Below are 19,980 nucleotides of genomic sequence, written 5' to 3'. Positions count from 1 at the left end.
GGGTAAAATCCAGTTTTCAAGCACCGTTTTCGAGCAGGAGCCGCCATGCGTACGCTGTATCCCGAGATCGAACCGTTCGACAGCGGCATGCTGCCGGTGGACGCCCGCCACACGCTGTACTACGAACAGTGCGGCAACCCGCAGGGCAAGCCGGTGGTGCTGCTGCACGGCGGGCCGGGCGGCGGCTGCAATGCCAAGATGCGCCGCTTCCACGATCCGGCCAAGTACCGCATCGTGCTGTTCGACCAGCGCGGCTCCGGCCGCTCCACCCCGCATGCGGACCTGGTCGACAACACCACCTGGGATCTGGTCGCCGACATCGAGACGCTGCGCGAGACGCTCGGCATCGCGCGCTGGCAGGTGTTCGGCGGCAGCTGGGGTTCGACCCTGGCGCTGGCCTACGCGCAGACCCATCCGCAGCGCGTCACCGAGCTGGTGCTGCGCGGCATCTTCATGCTGCGCCGCTGGGAACTGGAGTGGTTCTATCAGGAAGGCGCCAGCCGGCTGTTCCCCGATGCCTGGGAGCACTACGTCGCCGCGATTCCGCCGGTGGAGCGCGCCGACCTGATCTCCGCGTTCCATCGCCGCCTGACCAGCGACGACCAGGCCACGCGCCTGGCCGCGGCGCGCGCGTGGAGCGTGTGGGAAGGCGCCACCAGCTTCCTGCACGTGGACGCGGATTTCGTCAGCGGCCACGAGGACGCGCAGTTCGCGCTGGCGTTCGCGCGCATCGAGAACCACTACTTCGTCAACGGCGGCTTCTTCGAGGTCGAAGACCAGTTGCTGCGCGACGCCGGCAGGATCGCCGACATCCCGGGGGTGATCGTGCAGGGCCGCTACGACGTGGTGTGCCCGCTGCAGAGCGCCTGGGAGCTGCACAAGGCCTGGCCTAAGGCGACGCTTGAGATCACCCCGAGCGCGGGCCATTCCGCGTTCGAGGTCGAGAACGTCGACGCCCTGGTGCGCGCCACCGACGCCTTCGCCTGAGGCGGGGATGCCGTGCGCCGCACCCGCGGCGTACGGCATGCGGCAACGTCCACGCCGTGGGCCTGGATCGGGCCAGGTTGCGCGGCATCCGCGATCGGCTTGCGCCTGCGCGCCGCCGGCGTTGCAGGCGCCGCGACGCGGCTCAACCCTTTCGTTTTGCGGCGTTTCCGCGGTGGTACACGCGATCGACCTCGAACACCCCGCCGCGCTGCGATTCGGCATGGCCTTCGGCGCGGATGTGCACGCGCAGGCTGTCCGCATCCTGCGCATCGGTGGTGTAGCGGTAGGACACGCGGATGCCGTTGCTGGTGCTGATTTCCACCACCATGCCGTCGGGGTTGTCGTGCAGCAGCGCCTGCACGCCGGGCGCGATCTGCACGTGCGCGCCGGACAGCGGCAGGATCACCACGTCGCTGCTGCCGGGGCGGCCGAACACCACCGATTCGCGGGTGCGGTACAGCAGCAGCGTATCGGTCAACGGCGCGGCGAAGTCCATCTCCGGACGCAGCATCTGCAGCGGACCGCTGGCGCGGCGTGTGCCGGATCCACCGCCGGGGGGGGCGCCCGGCGGGCCGCCTTCGCCGCCTGGACCGCCCGGGCCTCCCTGACCACCGCCCGGGCCTTCGCCGTCAGGCGCGGGTCCGCCGGCGGCGGCCGTTTGCCGCGGCACCGCGCGCTCGGCGGCCTTTTCTGCCTGCTTGGCGGCTTTCTTGTTGGCCTTGGCGTCGGCTTGCCATTGCGTCGGCGGGTCGGTGGCGACCTGTTGCGCGAACGCCGGGACCTGCAGCATCAGCACCAGCAGCAGAAGAGGGGGACAGCGACGGCGAACGGGCACGGCAAGACTCCGACTGGCAACGAGTCCGACGATGCTACGGCGCGGCGTTCGCGCGCTCTTGCCGTGGTGTGTCGCCGCCGGCCACGCAGCGCGCGCCGCTTCCTTTTCGCCGCGGGACCATGGTGCCGTTTCGGGGAAGGTTCCCGGCGGGCGGATGAAATGGCGACCGAAGCCTGGCGGTTCGCTGCAGTCGGGACTGAAGTCCCTCCCACAAACGGCCGGCCCGTCCAGCGCCTGGCCCCATGTTCCCGAAGGCGCGACCGCCGGGATGGTTTCGGGCCACCGGTTGCGCCGGACGCTGTCGATGCAGCCCGTCGCGACCACTGCGCCGATCCCGCAAGCCACTGCGGGATGCGGCCGCATCTGGGCGAAACCGCCCTACAGGTAGAGTCCCTCGGTCCGCAGCGCCGCAGCGCCGTTGCCGGCGACCCCCGCGGCGCTGGCAGGACGCGGATCCAGCCGTGCCTGGTCGGTTTCGTCGGTCCACACCACGAACGATTCCAGCGTGTTGTAGCCGAAGGTGTTGCTGATCGCCACGTCGGCGGCGTCGCGGCCGCGCGCGATCAGCACCCGGCCGATGCGCGGCAGGTTGTGGCGCGCATCGAAGGTGTACCACTGCCCGTCCAGGAACGCCTCGAACCAGCCGGAGAAATCCATCGGCGCGGCCGAGGCGGGCACGCCGATGTCGCCCAGGTAGCCGGTGCAGTAGCGCGCCGGGATGTTCATGCAGCGGCACAGCGCGATCGCCGAGTGGGCGAAGTCGCGGCACACGCCGCGGCCTTCCTGCAGCGCCTGCGCCGCGCTCTTGGTCGGGCGCGCGTGCTCGTAGCCGAATTCGATCTGCGCATGCACGTAGTCGCAGATCGCCTGCACCCGCGCCCAGCCGGTCGGCGCGCTGCCGAACAGGTCCCAGGCCATGCCGCTGAGCAGGTCGGTCTCGCAGTAGCGGCTGCCGAGCAGGTACATCAGGGTGTCGTCCGGCAGCTGCTCCACCGGGGTCTGCGGCGCGTCGTAGCGGTACTGGTCGGGCAGGCCGCTGTCGCGCACCACCGCGTCGGCGCGCAGGGTCAGCACGCCGGCCGGGGCCAGCATGCGCGTGCAGCTGTTGCCGAACTGGTCGCGATAGCCGCGCAGCGGGATCGCCGGCTCGGTCTGCAGCGCGGTGGCCACGACGATGTCGGTGCGGCGGCTGTCGTGGATGTCGAGCATCGCCAGCACCGGGGTAGGCTGCAGGAAACGGTAGCGGATCTCGTAGCCGAGGCGGATGAGCATGGGGGCAGGGGGTCCGGTGCATGCAGCGAGGGGGCGTCCGATTGGACGGCGATGCACCGAGAGTGCGCAGCCTGCGCTCAGCCCGGTGTGAAGGCAGCTTGCAACCGATTCAGCATGCTGAGCAAGCGCTGCGCCCATTGCCGCTGTCCTGCACGGTCGGCGATCAGGTCCTGGCGGATCTCCAGTTCCACGTGCGCCAGGCCGCGCGCCTCGGCGTGCACCGGGATCGCGTAGTCGGTGGCGTCGCTGACCGAATACGGCTGGTTGTCGCCGACCACCAGGCCCGGCTCGGCGCGCAGTTCGGCCAGCAGCGCCTGCGCGAAGCGCGCATCGCGCTGGTACAGCACGCCGGCATGCCAGGGCCGGGACTCGCCCGCCATTGCCGGGGTGAAGCTGTGCATCGCGATCAGGATGGTGGTCAGGCCGGCGTCGCGGCGCCGGTCCAGTTCCGCGGCGATGCGCGCGTGGTAGGGCGTGAAGATCGCGCTGACGCGCGCCGCGCGCGCGGCGGCGTCCAGCCCCTGGTTGCCCGGCACCACGGTGCCGTCGCTGACCTCGGCGATCGAACCCGGCGCCGACAGCGGCCGGTTGCAGTCGATCACCAGCCGCGAATAGGTCTGCACGATCGCGAACGCGTCCAGCACCTGCGCCAGGTCGGCGGTGACGCCGGCGATGCCGATGTCCCAGCCGATGTGCCGGTCCAGTTCGCGCTGCGGCAGGCCCAGGTCGGCCAGCGCCTGCGGCACCCGCTGCCCGGCGTGGTCGGCGATCAGCAGGTAGGGCGAACGGCCGTGCGCCTGGTACACGGTGTAGGGCGGCGGATCGCCGGCGCCGAGCAGGGACGGCGCGGCATCCGCGTGCATCGTCGGCTCAGCCACGCGGGGTGCCGTCCAACTGGTGCTCGATCATCCACAGCCCGGCCCACAGCTTGGCGTCCAGCTCGTAGCCTTCGCCCATCTTCTGCACCAGCCAGGCCGCCGCGCGGGCGCGCGGCACCGTGTGCACGGTGATGTCCTCGCTGGCATCGCCGCCGCCGTCGCCGACCTTGCGCAGGCCGCTGGCACGGACGAAGGCGACCTTTTCGTTGCTGGCGCCGGAGGAGGTCGGGCCGATCATCAGCACCTCGGCGTGGTCGGCGGTCCAGCCGGTCTCTTCCTCCAGTTCGCGCACCGCCGACACTTCGATCGATTCGCCCGCGTCGATGTCGCCGACCAGCCCGGCCGGCATCTCGATGGTGCGCGCCTGCAGCGGCACGCGGAACTGCTCGACGAACAGCACCTCGTCGTCCGGCGTCACCGCGACGATGATCGCGGCCAGGCCGCCGGCGTGCACCCGTTCGGAATACTCCCAGGTGCCGCGCACCACCATGCGCTGGTATTTGCCTTCGTAGACGATGCGGGGCGGGGAATCGTGGCGGGTCATGGGTAGCGTTCGCTCGGTTCGGAAGAAGAAGGCGTGGCCGCGTCGGCGCGCAACCCGGCTGTCCTGAAGTGTAGAGGCATCGGTGTCGCGATGATGCGCGTGCGTTTGTGGGTTTGCAGGTTTTCGGAGCGGTTCCGCAGGCCAGGTGCGTCGGTTCCGACGCCGCGACGGGCGTCGCTCCGTTGGTTACGGCTGAAGCCGCGTCTACCGCGACTTGCGGCGAGCTGTCGGGTGCATTGTGGGTGGGCCTGACTGGAGCCGCGGAGGTCCACCGCTCCGTTCGTCGCGGCTGAAGCCGCTCCTGCAGGGGCTTGCGGCACGCCTGCTGGGTGCGCTGTAGGAGCGGCTTCAGCCCCGACCTCGCCGAGGTCAACACGCTTGTCGCTTGGCGACGGCCCGAGACCATCCGGCGTCGCTCTGCAAGCGCGTCATCCGTATCGCGTTGCGCCGACGCCTAGCCGACGGGACCGTCCAGCCCCGCCGCCTGCAGCAAGCGGCGCCGGGTCAGCGGGCCGAAGCGCAGCGCTTCGCACAGGCCGTGCAGCATGTCGGCGTCGGCCTGGCCGCGGGCGAAGCCCGGTGCGGCCGAATGCAGCGGCGCGTCCAGTGCGATGGTGGCCAGCTGTCGCCACAGCAGCGCGTGCTCGCGCTGCTCGCGCAGGCGCACCGCCATCTGCGCCGCGCCGCGCAGGCGCAGGAACGCCACTTCGTCGATCCGCGCCAGCAGCGTGTCCAGGTCGCCGAAATGCGCCAGCAGGATCGCCGCGGACTTGGCGCCGATGCCGGTGACGCCGGGAATGTTGTCGATCGCATCGCCGGTCAGCGCCAGGTAGTCGGCGATCTGGTGCGCGTGCACGCCGTGCCGCGCCTTGACCCCGGCCATGCCCCAGCGCTGGCCGCGCGCGTAGTCCCACTGTTCGTCGAAGTCGAGCAGCAGCAACTGCGACAGGTCCTTGTCGGCGGACACGATCACGCCGTGGAAACCGGCGCCGCGCATGCTGTGCAGGGCGCTGCCGATCAGGTCGTCGGCCTCGTAGTCGTGGTGCGCCAGCACGCCCAGGCCGAGCGCCGCGCACAGCGCCTTGCAGTGCGCGAACTGGCGCCGCAACGCGTCCGGCGCCGGCGCGCGATTGGCCTTGTAGGCCGGATACAGGCGATTGCGGAAGCAGCTGTCCAGTGCTTCGTCGAAGGCGATCGCGATGTGCTGCGGGCGCTCGCGTTCGAGCAGGTCGAGCAGGAAGCGGGCGAAGCCGTGCACCGCGTTGGTCGGCCAGCCCTGCGCGTCCTGGAACTCGTCGGGGATCGAGTGCCAGGCGCGGAACACGTACAGGCTGGCATCGACCAGGTACAGCGGCCGCGTCGGCGCCGCTGCGTTCACGGCGTCCAATCGCTCAGCAGCTGCTGCGGATCGGGACGCTCGCGCTCGGGCACCTGCATGCGCGGGGTGCCGATATGGATGAAACCGGCGATGCGCTCGTTCTCGGCCAGGCCCAGCCGCGCCGCCACCGCGTCGTCGTAGGCCATCCAGGCGGTCAGCCACTGCGCGCCGAAGCCGTAGGCCTGCGCCGCCTGCAGCAGCGCGAAGCAGACCGAGCCGGCGGTCAGCCATTGCTCGATTTCCGGCACTTTTTCCTCGCGCTGCAGCCGCGCGATCACCGCGATCGCCAGCGGCGCATGCGCGAAACGTTCGCGATCCTTCTCCACCGCGGCGGGCGGGGCGCCCGGGTCGCGCTGCAGCGTGCGCTCGGCAAGGAAGTCGCCCAGCGCCAGGCGCGCCTGGCCGGCGATGCGCAGGAACCGGAACGGCACCAGCTTGCCGTGATCGGGCACGCGCACCGCCGAGCGCAGCATCGCCAGCAGGGTCGCCGCGTCGGGTCCCGGCTCGCCCAATTGCTTGGACGGCACCGAACGGCGCTCATCCAGCGCTTGCAGCGAATGAAGTGTGCGCATAGTCTCGATTCCGTGGGGCGGGCGCCGAATTATAGTCGCGTGCCCAAAAGCGGCAGCGGATGCCGCGGTTACACGGAGAGTCAAGCTTCATCCTCGATCTGCCGCTAACTTCCGAATTGACGTCGGTCTCACTTGCGCTTGCGTATCACACTGCCATGACAATCGCCGAATATGCCGAGGAGCTGCTGCCCAGCCGCAATTCGGACCTGCTCGACCAGGTCCGGGACGTGGTCTCGGTGCCGCTTGCAGAGGCGTTCGGCGAGGTCCTGGACGTGCTCGCCGATGCGCTGTTCCGCATGGCCGAGCGCGCGGGGCCGACCCAGAACGACTATTTCGAGGCGATCCAGCTGCTGCGGCAGCAGCGCGAGCCGATCGCGGCGCGCTTCCGCGGGCACCTGGCGCAGGCCTGGCAGGCCCTGGAAGCCGGTCGCCCGCTGTCGGTGGAACGCACCCTGGCGCGCGAGCGCGGCGACCTGAGCCTGGTCTCCGAACAGGAGCTGGACGTGCGCCTGGCGGTGCGCAACCTGGCCGGCGCGATCCAGCACCGCTGGCGCCCGGAACTGATGCGGCTCAACCGGTTCCTCGGTTTCATCGCCGGCGGTCAGCGCATCGATGCCGACAACAACCCGTTCGGCCCCGAGCATATCGGTGCGGCGGTGTATGCGGCGCTGCACGGTCTGGTGCTGGCGCCGCAGGTGCAACTGGCGATCGTCAAGATCTGCGAGCAGGAACTGCAGGAGCGGGTCGGCGAGCTGTACGCGCGGCTGGAGCAGCGCCTGGACCAGGTCGCGCGGGCGCGTTCGCTGCCGATGGGGCGCACCCGCCGCCGCGCCATCCCGCGCAACGGCGCCAGCGGCGACGAAGCGGCGCCGGACTGGATCAGCCGCTTCTTCGAGAGCTGGCATGCCGCCGCGCCGCTGTCGGCCGCGCAGCGGCGCGCGGCGCGCGTGCTGGACGCGCATGCCCGCGACGACCATGAGGTGCTGCCGCCGGCGCTGCGCGCCTTGCTGCACGAAGCGCAGCCGGTCGCACCCGATCCCGCCGACGATGCGCGCCGCAGCCTGTCGCCGCGCGAACTGCTGTCGGTGCTGTCGCTGCTGCAGACCACGCCGCTGGCCGGCTTCGCCGCGATCGCCGAACACGGCGAATCGCTGGCGCAGGGGCTGCGCCGGCAGGTGGTGGCGATCGGCGCGTCGCTGGGGCTGGATCCGGCCAGCACCCGCCTGGAGCCGGCCGATGCGGACACGCTGGACCTGGTCGGCCTGCTGTTCGAGGTCATGCTCGACGAATGCGTGCTGCAACCGGCGCAACGCGAGCTGCTCGGGCAGATGCTGGTGCCGCTGGCCAAGGTGGCGCTGATCGACGGCCGCCTGTTCGTGCGCGACGGGCATCCGGCGCGGCGCCTGCTCAATCTGCTGGCCGATGCCTGCGACGGCAATGCCGGCGACAGCGCGATCGAGCAGGTGCTGCAGGCGCAGGCGCAGGCGGTGGTGGAGCGGGTGGTGAGCGATTTCGACGAGCACCTGGCGGTGTTCCTGACCCTGGAGGCGGAATTCGGCAGCGCCTACGAGCAGTACCGGCGCCGGGTGGAGATCGCCGAGCGCCGCGCGGCCGAGCTGCAGCGCGCCGAGGAACGCCGCGACAAGGCACGGCGCCTGGCCGCACAGGCCGTGGACGAACGCGTGCAGGGCGACGCGGACGGTGCGGCCTTGCCGTTGCCGATCGACACCTTCCTGCGCCAGCCGTGGTGCCAGTACCTGCAGCAGTCGGCGCTGCGCGACGACGGCCATGGCGCGGCGGTGAGCGCGGCGCTGGCGCTCGGCGACGCGGTGCTGGCGCAGTGCCGCCAGGCGCAGACCGGCGGCGGCGTGCCGGCGGGCGGCTGGCTGCAGCCGCAGCGCGCCGAGCTGTTGCGGCTGTGGACCAGCGTCGGCCTGGATGCGGCCGCCGCCGACGCCGCCTGGCTGGGCTTGCAGGCGGCCCTGGACGATGTGGCGCATGCGCGCCCGCTGCAGGCGCCGGCACCTGCGCCCGCGCCGGCCGCTGCCGAGACGCCGGCGGCCGAGACCGTGCCGGCGTTGCCCGAGCCGGCGCAGGCGGCCGATTTCGACCACACCACCGCCGAGTATTTCCGCACCCTGGCGATGGGGACCTGGCTGGACTTCGTCGATCGCGAAGGGCGCGTGCAGCCGGGCAAATTGTCCTGGGTCAGCCCGATCTCGTCGCGGCTGATGTTCGTCAACCGCCGCGGCGGCCGCCTGTGCGTCGCCTCGCCGGAGGCGCTGGCGATGATGGTGCAGCTGGATCGCTTGCGCCTGCATCGCGATGACGATGCGTTCTACAGCGCGATGCAGGGTGCGGTGGACCGGTTGGAACGGGTCGCGGTCGCGGCCTGAACGCGCCTGGGTAGGCGCGTTTCGCACGGTCTTGCAGGTGACGTTACGTAAAGACCGCCTAGGATGACGGACGAGGTCACGTTCCGGAGCGTAAAATGTGTAGCGCGTCACGGTTGCTGTTCAGGTACCTTGCCTACCATGCAGAGGCGGAAACAGGGGCCGTGTCCGTTCGACTTCCTTTTACTCTTTTCCTAGCGCCGCTCCCGGCGCGGAGCCTTCGCGCATGAGTTTCAGCCCCAGCTCGCCGCACGCACATCCCGCGCGCGACCCGCATCTGCTGATGCAGGCGCGCGACGGCATGCTGCCGGTGCTGGGGCAGGCGTTCGCTGCCGCGCTGGCGCATTTCGACGACGTGCTGTTCGACCGTGCGGAGAGCGCCGGCGCCTCGCAGCTGCTGTTCCTGGACGGCATGCGCGAGCTGCGCCGCCGCCGCGACGAAATCGGCGTGCGCTTCCGTGCGCAACTGGACCAGGCCTGGCAGGCGCTGGAAGCCGGCGCGCCGCTGTCGGCCGAAGTGGCGCTGGCCGGCTACGGCCAGGGCCTGAGCCTGGTGTCCGAACACGAACTGGAATCGCGGCTGGCGGTGCGCAACCTGGCCAGCGTGCTGCTGCGCGAATGGAAACCGGTGCTCAGCCGCATCGACCGCCGCCTGGGCTGGATCGCCGGCGGCCTGGAACTGGACGCCGACACCAATCCGGTCGGCCCCGAACACATCGGCGTCGCGGTGCATGCCGCGTTCTCCACCAGCGATTTCGCCCCGGAAGTGCGGCTGGTGCTGATCAAGCTGTGCGAGCGCGACCTCACCGGCGGCATCGGCAAGCTCTACCAGGAACTGGACGACAGCCTGGCGCGGGCCGGGGTGATGCCGGAAATCTCGCGGCCGCGCCCGCCACCGCCGCCGCGCCGCGCGCCGTCGCCGCCGGAAGAGCGCCAGGCACGCGGCGACACCCCCGGGTTCGGCGAGGATGGCGGCGCTGCCGGCGAGGCGGGCGAGTACGACGAGCAGTACGCGCCGGCCTGGGCCAGCCGCTTCGTCAATCGCTGGGCCGAGAGCCGCGGCCGGCTGCAGGCCACCGATGGCTACGCCGAGGCCGGCGCCAACCTGCCCGGCGGCAGCCAGGGCGTGTTGCTGGAGGCGCTGCACGAACTGTTGCAGCAGACCCGCAGCGTGCGCGAGAACGCCACCTCCGCGGCCAGCGCCGCGGTCGGCCAGCAGCGCTCGTTGAGCCAGCGCGAAATGATCTCGGTGCTGTCGCTGCTGCAGGCCACGCCCAGCGCCACGCTGCGCGCGGCGATCGGCGACGACGGCGAATCGCTGGCGCAGCGGCTGAAGAGCGAGGTGTTGTCCAACGCCACCCAGTTCGGCGTGGATCCGGCGCATGCGCGGCTGGATCCGGTCGACGAGGACGCGATCGACCTAGTCGGCATGCTGTTCGACGTGATGCTCGACGAACGCGACCTGGAAGGGCGCTCGCGCGAGCTGATCGGGCGGCTGGTGGTGCCGTTCGTCAAGGTCGCGCTGCTGGACCGGCGCATGTTCGTGCAGAAGACCCACCCGGCGCGGCGCCTGCTCAACTCGCTGGCCGAGGCCTGCGAAGGCAATACCGGCGAGAGCCCGGCCGAGCGCGTGCTGATGGGCAAGGTCGAGGAGATCATCGAGCGGCTGGTCGCCGAGTTCAACGAGAACCTGGCGATCTTCCTGACCCTGGAAGAGGAATTCCGCGAGTTCCTGGCCCAGCACCGGCGCCGCATCGAGATCGCCGAGCGCCGCGCCGCCGAGACCCAGCGCGGCCAGGAAAAGCTGGAACTGGCGCGGCAGCGCGCCGAGGCGGAATTGCAGGCGCGCTTGCAGGGCCGGCAATTGCCGCGGGCGCTGGACGACTTCCTGCGCCAGCCGTGGCAGCACCATCTGACCATGGCGGTGCTGCGCGAGGGCGAGGACGGCGCCGGCGTGCGCGACGCGCTGGCGCTGGCCGACGGCCTGCTCGAGGAAGCGGCCGAGGCGCAGCGGCACATCGTCGGCAAGCCCTGGCTGCAGGCCTGGCAGGGACCGCTGACCAAGGTCTTCGCCAGCGTCGGCCTGCATGCCGAGGCCGCCGCTTCGGCGATCAACGTGCTGCACGACACGCTGCAGGCGGTCGCCGAACTGCGTCCGGAACTGGAGCGCCCGCTGCCGGAACTGCCGCAGGTGACGCTGCCGCAACCGCCGGTGCAGGAGGCGCAGCCGGTGGAACTGACCACGCCGGAAACCGTGGACGACTTCGACAACGCCGATGCCGACCGCTTCCGCAAGATGGCGATCGGCACCTGGCTGGATTTCATCGACCGCGACGGCAAGGTGCAGACCGGCAAGCTGTCGTGGGTGAGCCCGATCTCGGCGCGGCTGCTGTTCGTCAACCGCCGCGGCGTGCGCTTCTGCGTGGCCTCGCCGGAGGAACTGGCGGTGATGGTGCGGCTGGGCCGGCTGCGCAGCCATATCAACGATGGCGCGTTCGACAGCGCGATGCAGGGCGTCATCGACCGGCTCGATCCGCAGAACGCGACGCTGCATTGAGGGCCGTTGGCAGGAGACGGATAGATTCTGTCTCGCCGCCTTCCCAGGCTCTGCGCGCGGTGCATGCCCTTGTAGGAGCGGCTTCAGCCGCGACCGGGCGTTCCCGGGAATGCCGTCGCGGCTGAAGCCGCTCCTGCAAAAACCGCCTGCGAACCGCTCGCCCGGCGCTGCCATCGCCGCGCGGACCCTGTAGCATCGGCGCCGACTAGGGCGGGCAACGCACGGGGAATCGCATGGCAGTGCAGGTGCTGGTGGTGAAGGAATCGGCGCACGGCGAACGCCGCGTGGCGGCGACGCCGGAGACGGTGAAGAAGCTGGTCGCGCTCGGCGCGCAGGTGCATGTCGAACCCGGCGCCGGCGTGTCCGCCGGCTTCGTCGATGCGGCCTATCTCGCGGCAGGCGCGCAGCTCGCCGATGCCGCGACCCCGGCGCAGGCCGACCTGGTGCTGTGCGTGCAGCCGTTGCCGGTCGTCGCGCTGAACCAGCTCAAGCCCGCCGCCGGCGTGGTCGGCATCCTGCAGCCGCAGGCCGACCCGGCGCGCGCCGAGGCGATGCAGGCGCGGCAATTGGTCGCCTTCCCGCTGGAACGGCTGCCGCGCACCACGCGCGCCCAGGCGATGGACGTGCTCAGCTCGCAGGCCGGCATGGCCGGCTACAAGGCCACCCTGATCGCCGCGCAGCTGGCGCCGCGCTTCTTCCCGATGCTGACCACCGCCGCCGGCACCATCCGCCCGTCCAAGGTGCTGATCGTCGGCGCCGGCGTCGCCGGCCTGCAGGCCATCGCCACCGCCAAGCGCCTGGGTGCGCAGGTCGAAGGCTTCGACGTGCGTCCGGAGACGCGCGAGCAGATCGAATCGCTGGGCGGCAAGTTCCTCGACCTGGGGGTCAGCGCGGCGGGCGAGGGCGGCTACGCGCGGCAGCTGACCGAGGAGGAGCGCGCCGAGCAGCAGCGGCGCCTGGCCGAGCACCTGAAAGGCATCGACGTGGTGGTCTGCACCGCCGCGGTACCCGGGCGGCCGGCACCGAAGATCCTCAGCACGGCGATGGTCGAGGGCATGAAGCCAGGCAGCGTGGTGGTGGACCTGGCTGCCGAGACCGGCGGCAACTGCGAACTGACCCGCCCCGGCGACACCATCGAGCACGCCGGCGTGGTCGTCGCCGGCCCGCTCGACCTGGCCAGCATGGGCGCCGTGCACGCCAGCGAGATGTATGCGCGCAACGTCTACAACTTCGTCGCGCTGTTCCTGAAGGACGGCGCGATCGCCTACGACTGGGACGACGAGTTGCTGGCCAAGACGCGCTGGACCGGTTGATCGGTGCTGTCGGCCGCGTGCCGCGCCTGCCACGGCGGCCGGCACCGACGCCGCGCGCCGATGCGACAGGTGCCGGCGCTGCCAGAGCGTTGTCTCCCGACATTCCCCGCATCGTGCCGGCCCCAATGAGGCAACGGCCAGCTGCAAGTTGCAGGCGGTGGGCGAGCTGCGGGAGCCAACTGTGGGAGCGACTTCAGTCGCGACGGGCATTGCCGATGACGCCAGTCCCGAATGATCGCTCGGTGGCCGCCGGGAAGCGCGCCCACCCCTGCAAAGTCTCCGAGCAAGGCCCTGCGCCGGCGCATTTCCGCCTCTGACGGTGGTGCGACGCAGCCTGGCGTTGCGTCGCGACGGATTCGATCGGCGGCCGCGTCGCGATCGATGCTCCAGGCCGGCCCCAGTCGCGACGGCAGCGTTTAGACAGCGATAGAAAAGCGCCGCCGCCTCGACGCGCTTACGGGACGGTCACCTGGAACCCGGCACAGGCCTGCTGGTGTCCGGACTGGCGTTGGCCTTGATCCAGGCGTCGCGCTGCTGCGGGGTCATCGCTTCCCAGCGATCGCGCAGCGCCTTGCGTTGCTCCGGCGGCAGCGCCCGCATGCGTTCGAACAGGACCCGCGCCTCTTCGCGCTGCTGCGGCGTCATGTCTTCGTAGCGGCGCGCGCCCTTGCGCGCGCGTTCGCGCTGCTCGGGGGTCATGCTTTGCCAGCGCTGCGCGTGCTCGAACATCCTGCGCCGCTGCTGCGGCGCATCGTTCCAGCGCTGGCGCATCGGCGCGATCAGCAGCTCGCGCTGCTGCGCGCTCAGGTGCTCCCAGTCCGGCAGCGGCGGACCCGCATCGGCGTCGGTATCCGCCGGCGGTGGCGGTGGCGGTGGCGGCGCGGCGAACGTCGCCAGCGGGGTGGCCCCGGCCAGCAGGGCCAGCGCCAGGGACATGCGGATCAAGCGGTTCATCGTGTTCATTCCATCGCCAGCGAAGTATCGGAACCCAGCCACAGATACAGGTCGGGGTTTTCGTCGAGCAGGCCGGCCACGGCGTCGTCGCCGTCGCCTTGCGCGGCGACGCTCGCGGACACCGCGGCCGCGGCGGGAACGCCGGCGACGCTCGCCGCCTGGACCGCGACGGGCAGCGCCGGGCGCAGCAGCAGATGCATGCCGAAGGTGGCGCCGAGCAGGGCCGGGGCCGCCGCCAGCAGCCAGCCCCAGCGTCGCGCCGGCGCGGCGTGGGGGCGGCTGGCGGCGTGGCGGGCGGCGCGCAGTCGCGCCAGGGTCGGTGCCGGCAACGCCTGCAGCGAGGCCTGGTGCGCGCGGCGCATCTGCGCGTCGAACGCGGCCGAATGTGTGGTGTCGGGTTTCACCGGACGTCCTCCAGAAGTTTCTGCAACGCCTCGCGGGCGCGCGACAGATGGGTCTTGACCGAGCCTTCGGAGCAGCCCATCGCGCGTGCGGTGGTGGCCACGTCCAGCTCCTCGAGCACGCGCAGGGTGAAGGCTTCGCGCTGCCGCGCCGGCAGCGCGCGCAACGCCGTGACCAGGCGCGCATGCGTCTGCCGCTGCTCGTGGCGCTGCGCCGGCGTCGGGCCTTCGTCGGCCCAGTCCGGCTGGCTGTCCTCGCCGTACTCGCTGGCCGGCGCCCAGAAGCGCAGGCGGAAGCCGCGGCGGCGCTGCAGGTCGATGATGCGCCGGCGCAGGATGCTCCAGAACAGCGGGGTCCATTCCTGCGCCGGCCGCTCGCGGTAGGCGAGCAGCTTGATCATCGCGTCCTGCACGGCATCCAGCGCATCCTCGCGCTGGCGCAGGCCGGCCTCGGCGAAGCGGAACGCGCGCGGGCCGATCTCGGCCAGGAACGCGTCCAGCGACGCCGGCAGCGGACGCGCGGCGTCTTCGCTGTCGAGGTCGGTCGTCGGGGGATCGAGGGCGGGCGTGCTCACCAGCACAGCTTAGCTTCCTGGCGCGGGGATACCGTGGATAACGCGTTGCCGCCGCCGGGGTTGACCTGGCGACGGCCCCGTTCGCCGCCGCTTGCCGCCGCAGACAGCCATCGCCCACCGATTCAGCACCCGGTTATGATTGCGGCGGTCGGGCGCGGCGCCCGGGAGAAGCGGAATGAGCGACGGTTTCGTGGCCTTGTACATCTTCATGCTGGCGGCCATCGCCGGGCATGTGATCATCTCGCGGGTGCCGGTGATCCTGCACACCCCGCTGATGTCCGGTTCCAACTTCATCCACGGCATCGTGCTGATCGGCGCGATGGTGGTGCTCGGCCATGCCGACACCACGCTGGAGAAGGCGGTGGGCTTCCTCGCGGTGCTGCTCGGTGCCGGCAATGCCGCCGGCGGCTACGTGGTCACCGAGCGCATGCTGGAGATGTTCAAGAGTTCCAAGAAGCCGGGGGACAAGCCATGAGCGCCGCGCAGCCGGCGCTGGTCGCGGCGCGCCCGCAAGGCGCCAGGGTCTGGTTCCAACTGTTGAGCTACCTGCAGTATCCGGCGCTGATCGTGGCCGCGGTCTACGCGGTGAAGCCGCTGTTCGCCGGCATGGTCGGCATGTTCGACGACTGGAACTACGCCTTGCTCTACGCCGGCGTGGGCGTGGGTCTGTCCTCGCTGCAGGACCCCACCCGCACCCAGAACAAGATCTCTCACCGGGTCTGGCAGGACCCGCGCAAAGGCCGGCTGATGCTGTGGCTGCTGTCGATCGAGGCGCTGCTGCCGGTCGTGATCGGTCTGGTCGGCGCCTACCTGGCCAGCACCACCGCGCTGAACCAGCTGTCGCTGGGCCTGGTCGCGTTCGGCCTGGGCATGGTGGGGCTGCTGAAGACCGCGATCGAGATGTTCGAGCACCATCGCCTGGATCGTCAGCCGGATGCCGCAGCGCCGCTGGCAGGGGAACCCGCATGAGCACCGCCGAAGCACTGTCCTGGCTGGTGAAGGCCAGCTACCTGGTGGCCGCCACCCTGTTCCTGCTCGGCCTGCAGCGCATGGCCTCGCCCAAGACCGCGCGCAGCGGCATCCATTGGGCCGGCTTCGGCATGCTGCTGGCGACCGCGGCGACGTTCCTGCTGCCCGGCCTGCACAACCTGACCCTGATCCTGCTGGCGATCGTGATCGGCACCGGCGCGGCCTGGATCTCGGCCAAGAAGGTCGCCATCACCGACATGCCGCAGATGGTCGCGCTGTACAACGGCATGGGCGGCGGCTCGGCCGCGGCGATCGGCGCGGTGGAACTGCTGCGCTTCTCGTTCCTGGCGCACCGCGACACCTCGCACTGGAGCGAGAGCGCGATCGCCGCGCTGGCCGCGCGCCAGCCCGATGCGACTACGCTGGCGCTGGCCATCGTCGGCTCGGCGATCGGCGCGATCTCGCTGTCCGGCTCGGTCATCGCCTGGGCCAAGCTCGACGGGCGGCTGGACAAGCGCGTCACCTTCCCCGGGCAGCAGGCGTTCAACCTGCTGGTGTTCGTGGCGATGCTGGGCCTGGGCGCCTGGGCCGCGATCGGGCTCAGCCCGGTGGCGATCGTCGCCTTCTTCGCGGTGGCGCTGGCGCTGGGCGTGCTGATGACGCTGCCGATCGGCGGCGCCGACATGCCGGTGGTGATCTCGCTGTACAACGCCTTCACCGGCCTGGCGGTCGCGTTCGAAGGCTACGTGCTCGGCAACGAGGCGCTGATCATCGCCGGCATGATGGTCGGCGCGGCCGGCATCCTGCTGACCCGGCTGATGGCCAAGGCGATGAACCGGCCGATCAGCGGCGTGCTGTTCTCCAACTTCGGCGGCGGCGGCCAGGCGCAGGAGATCAGCGGCGCGCAGAAGCCGATCGAGGCCGGCGACGTGGCGGCGATGATGGCCTACGCCGAACGCGTGGTGATCGTGCCCGGCTACGGCATGGCGGTGGCGCAGGCGCAGCACAAGATCTGGGAGCTGGCGCAGCGGCTGATCGAGCGCGGGGTCAAGGTCAAGTTCGCGATCCACCCGGTGGCCGGACGCATGCCCGGGCACATGAACGTGCTGCTGGCCGAGGCCGGTGTGCCCTACGACCTGATCGCCGACATGGACGACATCAATCCCGAGTTCCCCAGCACCGACGTGTCGCTGGTGATCGGCGCCAACGACGTGGTCAACCCGGTCGCCAAGACCGATCCGGCCAGCCCGATCTACGGCATGCCGATCCTGGACGTGGTCAATTCCAAGAACGTCGTGGTGATCAAGCGCGGCAAGGGCACCGGTTTCGCCGGGATCGAGAACGCGCTGTTCTACGCCGACAACACGCGCATGCTGTACGGCGACGGCGCCGAGGCGGCCGGCGCGCTGGTCAGCGAATTGAAGGCGCTCGACGGCGGGCATTGAACCGGCGCCGGCGATCGGCGCCCATGGATGCTGTCGCGGCTGAAGCTACTACAGGGCTTGCGGGAACACTGTAGGAGCGGCTTCAGCCGCGACCATTGCCTTCAGCGCGCGCTGAAATAGGCCACGACCAGGCCGATGCCCAGCCACAGCACGTCGCCGGGGCGGTTGGCCAGCACGGTCAGCGTCCACGCGTAGCGCGCGCCCAGTTTCAGCGACGAATCCCAGGTATCCAGGCCCAGCCCGGCGCCTACGTGCGCGGCGGCGATGCCCCAGTTGGCGGCGACGATCACCAGCGCGGTGGCGAGCACCGCCACGGCGATGCGCAGCTTGCCGCGCGGCAGCGTGCCCAGGCGCAGCATCCACGCGACCTCCAGCGCCACCAGCACCGCCATCCAGCCGGATTGGTGGCCCAGGCTCAGCGCGACCAGCATCCAGGCGATCAGGGCGGTGAAACAGCCCAGGCAGAGCAGCAAGGGCCATAGCCAGTGCGAAGTCCTGGCCGGCGTGGAAGAGGGCGGCATGCGATGTTCCCGGAGAATCCGTACAGGATACCCTTCGCCGCGTTCGCCGCGCACTCGGATAAACTGGACGACTTGCACCGGCGGGGCCAGCCCCCATATCGCCCCCATGTACTCACGCAGCAGCGAACCTGTCCAATTCGAACGCGATTGCGCGGCGGTGATGGTGCCGCAAGGCGACGCGGTCACCCTGCCGGCCGGCAGCTACGGCTACATCACCCAGGCGCTGGGCGGCAGCTATACGGTGTTCGTGGAAGGCAACCTGTTCCGCATCGCCGGCAAGGACGGCGACGCGATCGGCAAGGAACCGCCGCCGGGCCTGGAGCTGCCGGAAGGCGCCGGCGACGAGCAGGTCGAGGCGCTGATCTGGCAACAGCTGCGCACCTGCTTCGATCCGGAGATCCCGTTCAACATCGTCGACCTGGGCCTGGTCTACGAAGTCGACATGCAGCCGCGCGAGGACGGCCAGCGCATGGTCGAGGTGAAGATGACGCTGACCGCGCCGGGCTGCGGCATGGGCGACATCCTGGTCGACGACGTGCGCAGCAAGCTGGAGCTGATCCCGACCATCGCCGAGGCCGATGTCGAACTGGTGTTCGATCCGCCGTGGGGCCGGCATATGATGTCCGAGGCCGCCCGCCTCGAAACCGGCATGCTCTGACCCGCGCGCGACTGCGCGACCTGGGGCCGGGACAAGGCGCCGCCGCTGCGCTTCGATGATGCAGCGGCACGGCCGTCCCTCGACTACCACAGGAAACCCCGGTGTCCGCTACCGAGCCGTCTTCGCAGTTCCGCCTGATCCCGTCCACCACCGCACGCAGCGCCGACGCGCGCGCGCAGATCCTTGCCGCGCCGGGCTTCGGCAACTACTTCACCGACCACATGGTCGCCATCGAATGGGACCGCGAGCAGGGCTGGCACGACGCCCAGGTGCGCGCCTACGGCCCGCTGGCGCTGGATCCGGCCGCCTCGGTGCTGCACTACGGGCAGGAGATCTTTGAGGGCATCAAGGCCTATCGCCATGCCGACGGTTCGATCTGGACCTTCCGCCCTGACGCCAACGGCAAGCGCCTGCAGCGCTCGGCGCAGCGCCTGGCGCTGCCGGAGCTGCCGGTGGAGCTGTTCGTCGAATCGCTGCGCCAGCTGATCGCGGTCGATGCCGCGTGGGTGCCGTCGGCGCCGGAGACCAGCCTGTACTTCCGTCCGTTCATGATCGCCAACGAGGCGTTCCTGGGCGTGCGCGCGGCGCAGAAGGCCGGCTACTACGTCATCGCCAGCCCGGCCGGCGCCTACTTCGCCAAGGGCGTGGCGCCGGTGGCGATCTGGCTGTCCACCGACTACGCGCGCGCGGCCAAGGGCGGCACCGGCGCGGCCAAGTGCGGCGGCAACTACGCCGCCTCGCTGCTGCCGCAGCAGCAGGCGCAGGCGCAGGGCTGCTCGCAGGTGCTGTTCCTGGACCCGGTCGAGGGCAAGTACCTGGAAGAGCTGGGCGGCATGAACGTGTTCCTGGTGATGCGCGACGGCAGCCTGGTCACCCCGGCGCTGTCCGGCAGCATCCTCGAGGGCATCACCCGCGACAGCATCCTGCAGTTGGCGCGCGATCGCGGCATGCAGGTGGTCGAGCGCCAGGTGACCATCGACGAGTGGCGCGACGGCGTGGCTTCCGGCGCGATCGCCGAGGTCTTCGCCTGCGGCACCGCCGCGGTGGTGACCCCGATCGGGCAGCTGAAGGGCAAGGATTTCGAGGTCGGCGACCTGACCGCACCGGCCGGCCCGGTGACCCTGTCGCTGCGCCAGGAACTGACCGACATCCAGTACGGCCGCGTGGCCGACCGCCACGGCTGGCTGTTGCGGCTGGGCTGAGTCCAGGCGTTCTCCCGCCCGCCGGCACTGCTGGCGGGCGCCGAGCTGGGCGTGGCGCAGGCTGCGCCCAGCTTCGATCCCCGGGGACGTCGTCCGTTCCCGGATGTGCCACGGGCGGCCCGTAGGCCCGCCCCGGCACACCGCCCGGCGCGTGCGGCCGCGCATCGCCGCGACGTCCCCAATGCGCGCCGCGACCCGGCGCTACCGCTGCGCAGGGCGTTCGCTGGCCCTGCCGCCGTTCAGCGCACCCGCTTCTACGGATGGGCGGCTGTCTGCATTGGCGCGTGACCATGCCCGCGCCGCGCAAAAATGTCCCGGGACTGTCTTCTCGGGTCATCGTCATTGCCTTCGTGTCGCAAAAAGATAAAGCGCAGCCCGTCTTTATGTTGACAACCGTCACGCTTATGAATTTTGGACGATCAAAAGTTGGTCCATACGCGTCTGTATTGGGATAGCGTCCGATGAACGGCTGGCAACAGGGGGCCGGCCTGGGAGTCGCGCTGCACTCGGATTCAGTGCCTGTTTA

The 19,980-nt window shown here is 70.7% G+C and carries 19 protein-coding genes; 9 read left to right on the top strand and 10 right to left on the bottom strand.

The window, feature by feature from the left end; genetic code table 11:
* The first annotated feature begins 45 nt into the window (after positions 1–45).
* Positions 46–987 carry a prolyl aminopeptidase gene (gene pip / locus HDC36_RS13230; protein ID WP_179568184.1) on the top strand — a complete coding sequence of 314 codons (942 nt, stop codon included), beginning with the start codon at positions 46–48 and terminating at the stop codon, positions 985–987.
* A 142-nt stretch (positions 988–1,129) separates the two neighbouring features.
* On the opposite strand, the gene HDC36_RS13225 is transcribed toward pip, so the two are convergent.
* The 6 genes from HDC36_RS13225 to HDC36_RS13200 all read right to left on the bottom strand — a co-directional run bounded on the left by HDC36_RS13225 (position 1,130) and on the right by HDC36_RS13200 (position 6,466).
* Positions 1,130–2,185, bottom strand: coding sequence for a hypothetical protein (locus tag HDC36_RS13225; RefSeq protein WP_179568182.1), 1,056 nt, complete (start codon positions 2,183–2,185; stop codon positions 1,130–1,132).
* 15 nt (positions 2,186–2,200) lie between these two features.
* On the bottom strand, positions 2,201–3,094 hold the full coding sequence (locus HDC36_RS13220) for a transglutaminase family protein (protein ID WP_179568180.1): 894 nt from the start codon (positions 3,092–3,094) through the stop codon (positions 2,201–2,203).
* 77 nt (positions 3,095–3,171) lie between these two features.
* Positions 3,172–3,957, bottom strand: coding sequence for an N-formylglutamate amidohydrolase (locus tag HDC36_RS13215; RefSeq protein WP_179568178.1), 786 nt, complete (start codon positions 3,955–3,957; stop codon positions 3,172–3,174).
* A 7-nt stretch (positions 3,958–3,964) separates the two neighbouring features.
* Positions 3,965–4,516 carry an NUDIX hydrolase gene (locus tag HDC36_RS13210; protein ID WP_179568176.1) on the bottom strand — a complete coding sequence of 184 codons (552 nt, stop codon included), beginning with the start codon at positions 4,514–4,516 and terminating at the stop codon, positions 3,965–3,967.
* Positions 4,517–4,970: 454 nt separating this feature from the next.
* Complete coding sequence (locus HDC36_RS13205) at positions 4,971–5,894, bottom strand: 5'-3' exonuclease H3TH domain-containing protein (protein ID WP_179568174.1); 924 nt, start codon at positions 5,892–5,894, stop codon at positions 4,971–4,973.
* Positions 5,891–6,466, bottom strand: a complete 576-nt coding sequence (locus tag HDC36_RS13200) for a nitroreductase (protein ID WP_179568172.1) — start codon at positions 6,464–6,466, stop codon at positions 5,891–5,893. The genes HDC36_RS13205 and HDC36_RS13200 overlap by 4 nt, the downstream gene beginning before the upstream one ends.
* A 155-nt stretch (positions 6,467–6,621) precedes the next feature.
* Between HDC36_RS13200 and HDC36_RS13195 the strand changes: the two genes are divergently transcribed.
* The 3 genes from HDC36_RS13195 to HDC36_RS13185 all read left to right on the top strand — a co-directional run bounded on the left by HDC36_RS13195 (position 6,622) and on the right by HDC36_RS13185 (position 12,729).
* On the top strand, positions 6,622–8,862 hold the full coding sequence (locus HDC36_RS13195; protein WP_179568170.1) for a DUF1631 family protein: 2,241 nt from the start codon (positions 6,622–6,624) through the stop codon (positions 8,860–8,862).
* 223 nt (positions 8,863–9,085) lie between these two features.
* A complete protein-coding gene (locus HDC36_RS13190) occupies positions 9,086–11,416 on the top strand; it encodes a DUF1631 domain-containing protein (protein WP_179568168.1) in 2,331 nt (776 codons plus the stop codon).
* Between the two features lie 233 nt (positions 11,417–11,649).
* The gene (locus HDC36_RS13185) at positions 11,650–12,729 is read left to right on the top strand and encodes an NAD(P) transhydrogenase subunit alpha (RefSeq protein WP_179568166.1); all 1,080 of its coding nucleotides are present in this window, start codon (positions 11,650–11,652) and stop codon (positions 12,727–12,729) included.
* 465 nt (positions 12,730–13,194) lie between these two features.
* Here the strand turns inward: HDC36_RS13185 and HDC36_RS13180 are convergent, their stop codons facing one another.
* From HDC36_RS13180 to HDC36_RS13170, 3 genes are read right to left on the bottom strand one after another with little or no spacing between them, the layout of a single operon-like run.
* The gene (locus HDC36_RS13180) at positions 13,195–13,683 is read right to left on the bottom strand and encodes a DUF3106 domain-containing protein (RefSeq protein ID WP_179568164.1); all 489 of its coding nucleotides are present in this window, start codon (positions 13,681–13,683) and stop codon (positions 13,195–13,197) included.
* A gap of 5 nt (positions 13,684–13,688) precedes the next feature.
* Positions 13,689–14,045, bottom strand: a complete 357-nt coding sequence (locus tag HDC36_RS13175) for a hypothetical protein (RefSeq protein WP_179569385.1) — start codon at positions 14,043–14,045, stop codon at positions 13,689–13,691.
* 38 nt (positions 14,046–14,083) lie between these two features.
* Entirely contained in the window at positions 14,084–14,665 is a 582-nt protein-coding gene (locus HDC36_RS13170) for an RNA polymerase sigma factor (protein WP_179568162.1), read from the bottom strand.
* Between the two features lie 169 nt (positions 14,666–14,834).
* Between HDC36_RS13170 and HDC36_RS13165 the strand changes: the two genes are divergently transcribed.
* The 3 genes from HDC36_RS13165 to HDC36_RS13155 are packed head-to-tail and all read left to right on the top strand — an operon-like array spanning position 14,835 to position 17,073.
* Positions 14,835–15,134, top strand: coding sequence for an NAD(P) transhydrogenase subunit alpha (locus HDC36_RS13165; protein ID WP_145705660.1), 300 nt, complete (start codon positions 14,835–14,837; stop codon positions 15,132–15,134).
* Positions 15,131–15,628 carry a hypothetical protein gene (locus tag HDC36_RS13160; protein WP_179568160.1) on the top strand — a complete coding sequence of 166 codons (498 nt, stop codon included), beginning with the start codon at positions 15,131–15,133 and terminating at the stop codon, positions 15,626–15,628. The genes HDC36_RS13165 and HDC36_RS13160 overlap by 4 nt, the downstream gene beginning before the upstream one ends.
* Positions 15,625–17,073: an NAD(P)(+) transhydrogenase (Re/Si-specific) subunit beta gene (locus tag HDC36_RS13155; RefSeq protein WP_179568158.1), complete on the top strand. Its 1,449-nt coding sequence runs from the start codon at positions 15,625–15,627 to the stop codon at positions 17,071–17,073. Before HDC36_RS13160 ends, HDC36_RS13155 begins: the two co-directional genes overlap by 4 nt.
* Positions 17,074–17,174: 101 nt before the next feature.
* On the opposite strand, the gene HDC36_RS13150 is transcribed toward HDC36_RS13155, so the two are convergent.
* Positions 17,175–17,594 (bottom strand): hypothetical protein, encoded by a 420-nt coding sequence (locus HDC36_RS13150; protein ID WP_179568156.1) that lies wholly within the window; start codon positions 17,592–17,594, stop codon positions 17,175–17,177.
* A 106-nt stretch (positions 17,595–17,700) separates the two neighbouring features.
* Between HDC36_RS13150 and sufT the strand changes: the two genes are divergently transcribed.
* Positions 17,701–18,252 (top strand): putative Fe-S cluster assembly protein SufT, encoded by a 552-nt coding sequence (gene sufT, locus HDC36_RS13145; RefSeq protein WP_179568154.1) that lies wholly within the window; start codon positions 17,701–17,703, stop codon positions 18,250–18,252.
* 101 nt (positions 18,253–18,353) lie between these two features.
* On the top strand, positions 18,354–19,454 hold the full coding sequence (locus HDC36_RS13140; RefSeq protein WP_179568152.1) for a branched-chain amino acid aminotransferase: 1,101 nt from the start codon (positions 18,354–18,356) through the stop codon (positions 19,452–19,454).
* Positions 19,455–19,980 lie beyond the last annotated feature (526 nt).

Source organism: Xanthomonas sp. JAI131 (assembly GCF_013410075.1).
Taxonomy (GTDB): Bacteria; Pseudomonadota; Gammaproteobacteria; order Xanthomonadales; family Xanthomonadaceae; genus Xanthomonas_A; species Xanthomonas_A bonasiae.
The sequence above is the reverse complement of the archived record's forward strand: the minus strand, read 5'-3'. Positions and strand labels throughout refer to the sequence as shown.

Coding starts and splice junctions, on each gene's coding strand:
- HDC36_RS13190 (WP_179568168.1), top strand. CDS start 9,086: ATGAGTTTCAGCCCCAGCTCGCCGCACGCACATCCCGCGCGCGACCCG.
- HDC36_RS13165 (WP_145705660.1), top strand. CDS start 14,835: ATGAGCGACGGTTTCGTGGCCTTGTACATCTTCATGCTGGCGGCCATC.
- HDC36_RS13215 (WP_179568178.1), bottom strand. CDS start 3,957: ATGCACGCGGATGCCGCGCCGTCCCTGCTCGGCGCCGGCGATCCGCCG.
- HDC36_RS13180 (WP_179568164.1), bottom strand. CDS start 13,683: ATGAACCGCTTGATCCGCATGTCCCTGGCGCTGGCCCTGCTGGCCGGG.
- HDC36_RS13225 (WP_179568182.1), bottom strand. CDS start 2,185: ATGCGGCCGCATCCCGCAGTGGCTTGCGGGATCGGCGCAGTGGTCGCG.
- HDC36_RS13185 (WP_179568166.1), top strand. CDS start 11,650: ATGGCAGTGCAGGTGCTGGTGGTGAAGGAATCGGCGCACGGCGAACGC.
- HDC36_RS13155 (WP_179568158.1), top strand. CDS start 15,625: ATGAGCACCGCCGAAGCACTGTCCTGGCTGGTGAAGGCCAGCTACCTG.
- HDC36_RS13175 (WP_179569385.1), bottom strand. CDS start 14,045: ATGCGCCGCGCGCACCAGGCCTCGCTGCAGGCGTTGCCGGCACCGACC.
- sufT (WP_179568154.1), top strand. CDS start 17,701: ATGTACTCACGCAGCAGCGAACCTGTCCAATTCGAACGCGATTGCGCG.
- HDC36_RS13160 (WP_179568160.1), top strand. CDS start 15,131: ATGAGCGCCGCGCAGCCGGCGCTGGTCGCGGCGCGCCCGCAAGGCGCC.
- pip (WP_179568184.1), top strand. CDS start 46: ATGCGTACGCTGTATCCCGAGATCGAACCGTTCGACAGCGGCATGCTG.
- HDC36_RS13195 (WP_179568170.1), top strand. CDS start 6,622: ATGACAATCGCCGAATATGCCGAGGAGCTGCTGCCCAGCCGCAATTCG.
- HDC36_RS13220 (WP_179568180.1), bottom strand. CDS start 3,094: ATGCTCATCCGCCTCGGCTACGAGATCCGCTACCGTTTCCTGCAGCCT.
- HDC36_RS13210 (WP_179568176.1), bottom strand. CDS start 4,516: ATGACCCGCCACGATTCCCCGCCCCGCATCGTCTACGAAGGCAAATAC.
- HDC36_RS13200 (WP_179568172.1), bottom strand. CDS start 6,466: ATGCGCACACTTCATTCGCTGCAAGCGCTGGATGAGCGCCGTTCGGTG.
- HDC36_RS13150 (WP_179568156.1), bottom strand. CDS start 17,594: ATGCCGCCCTCTTCCACGCCGGCCAGGACTTCGCACTGGCTATGGCCC.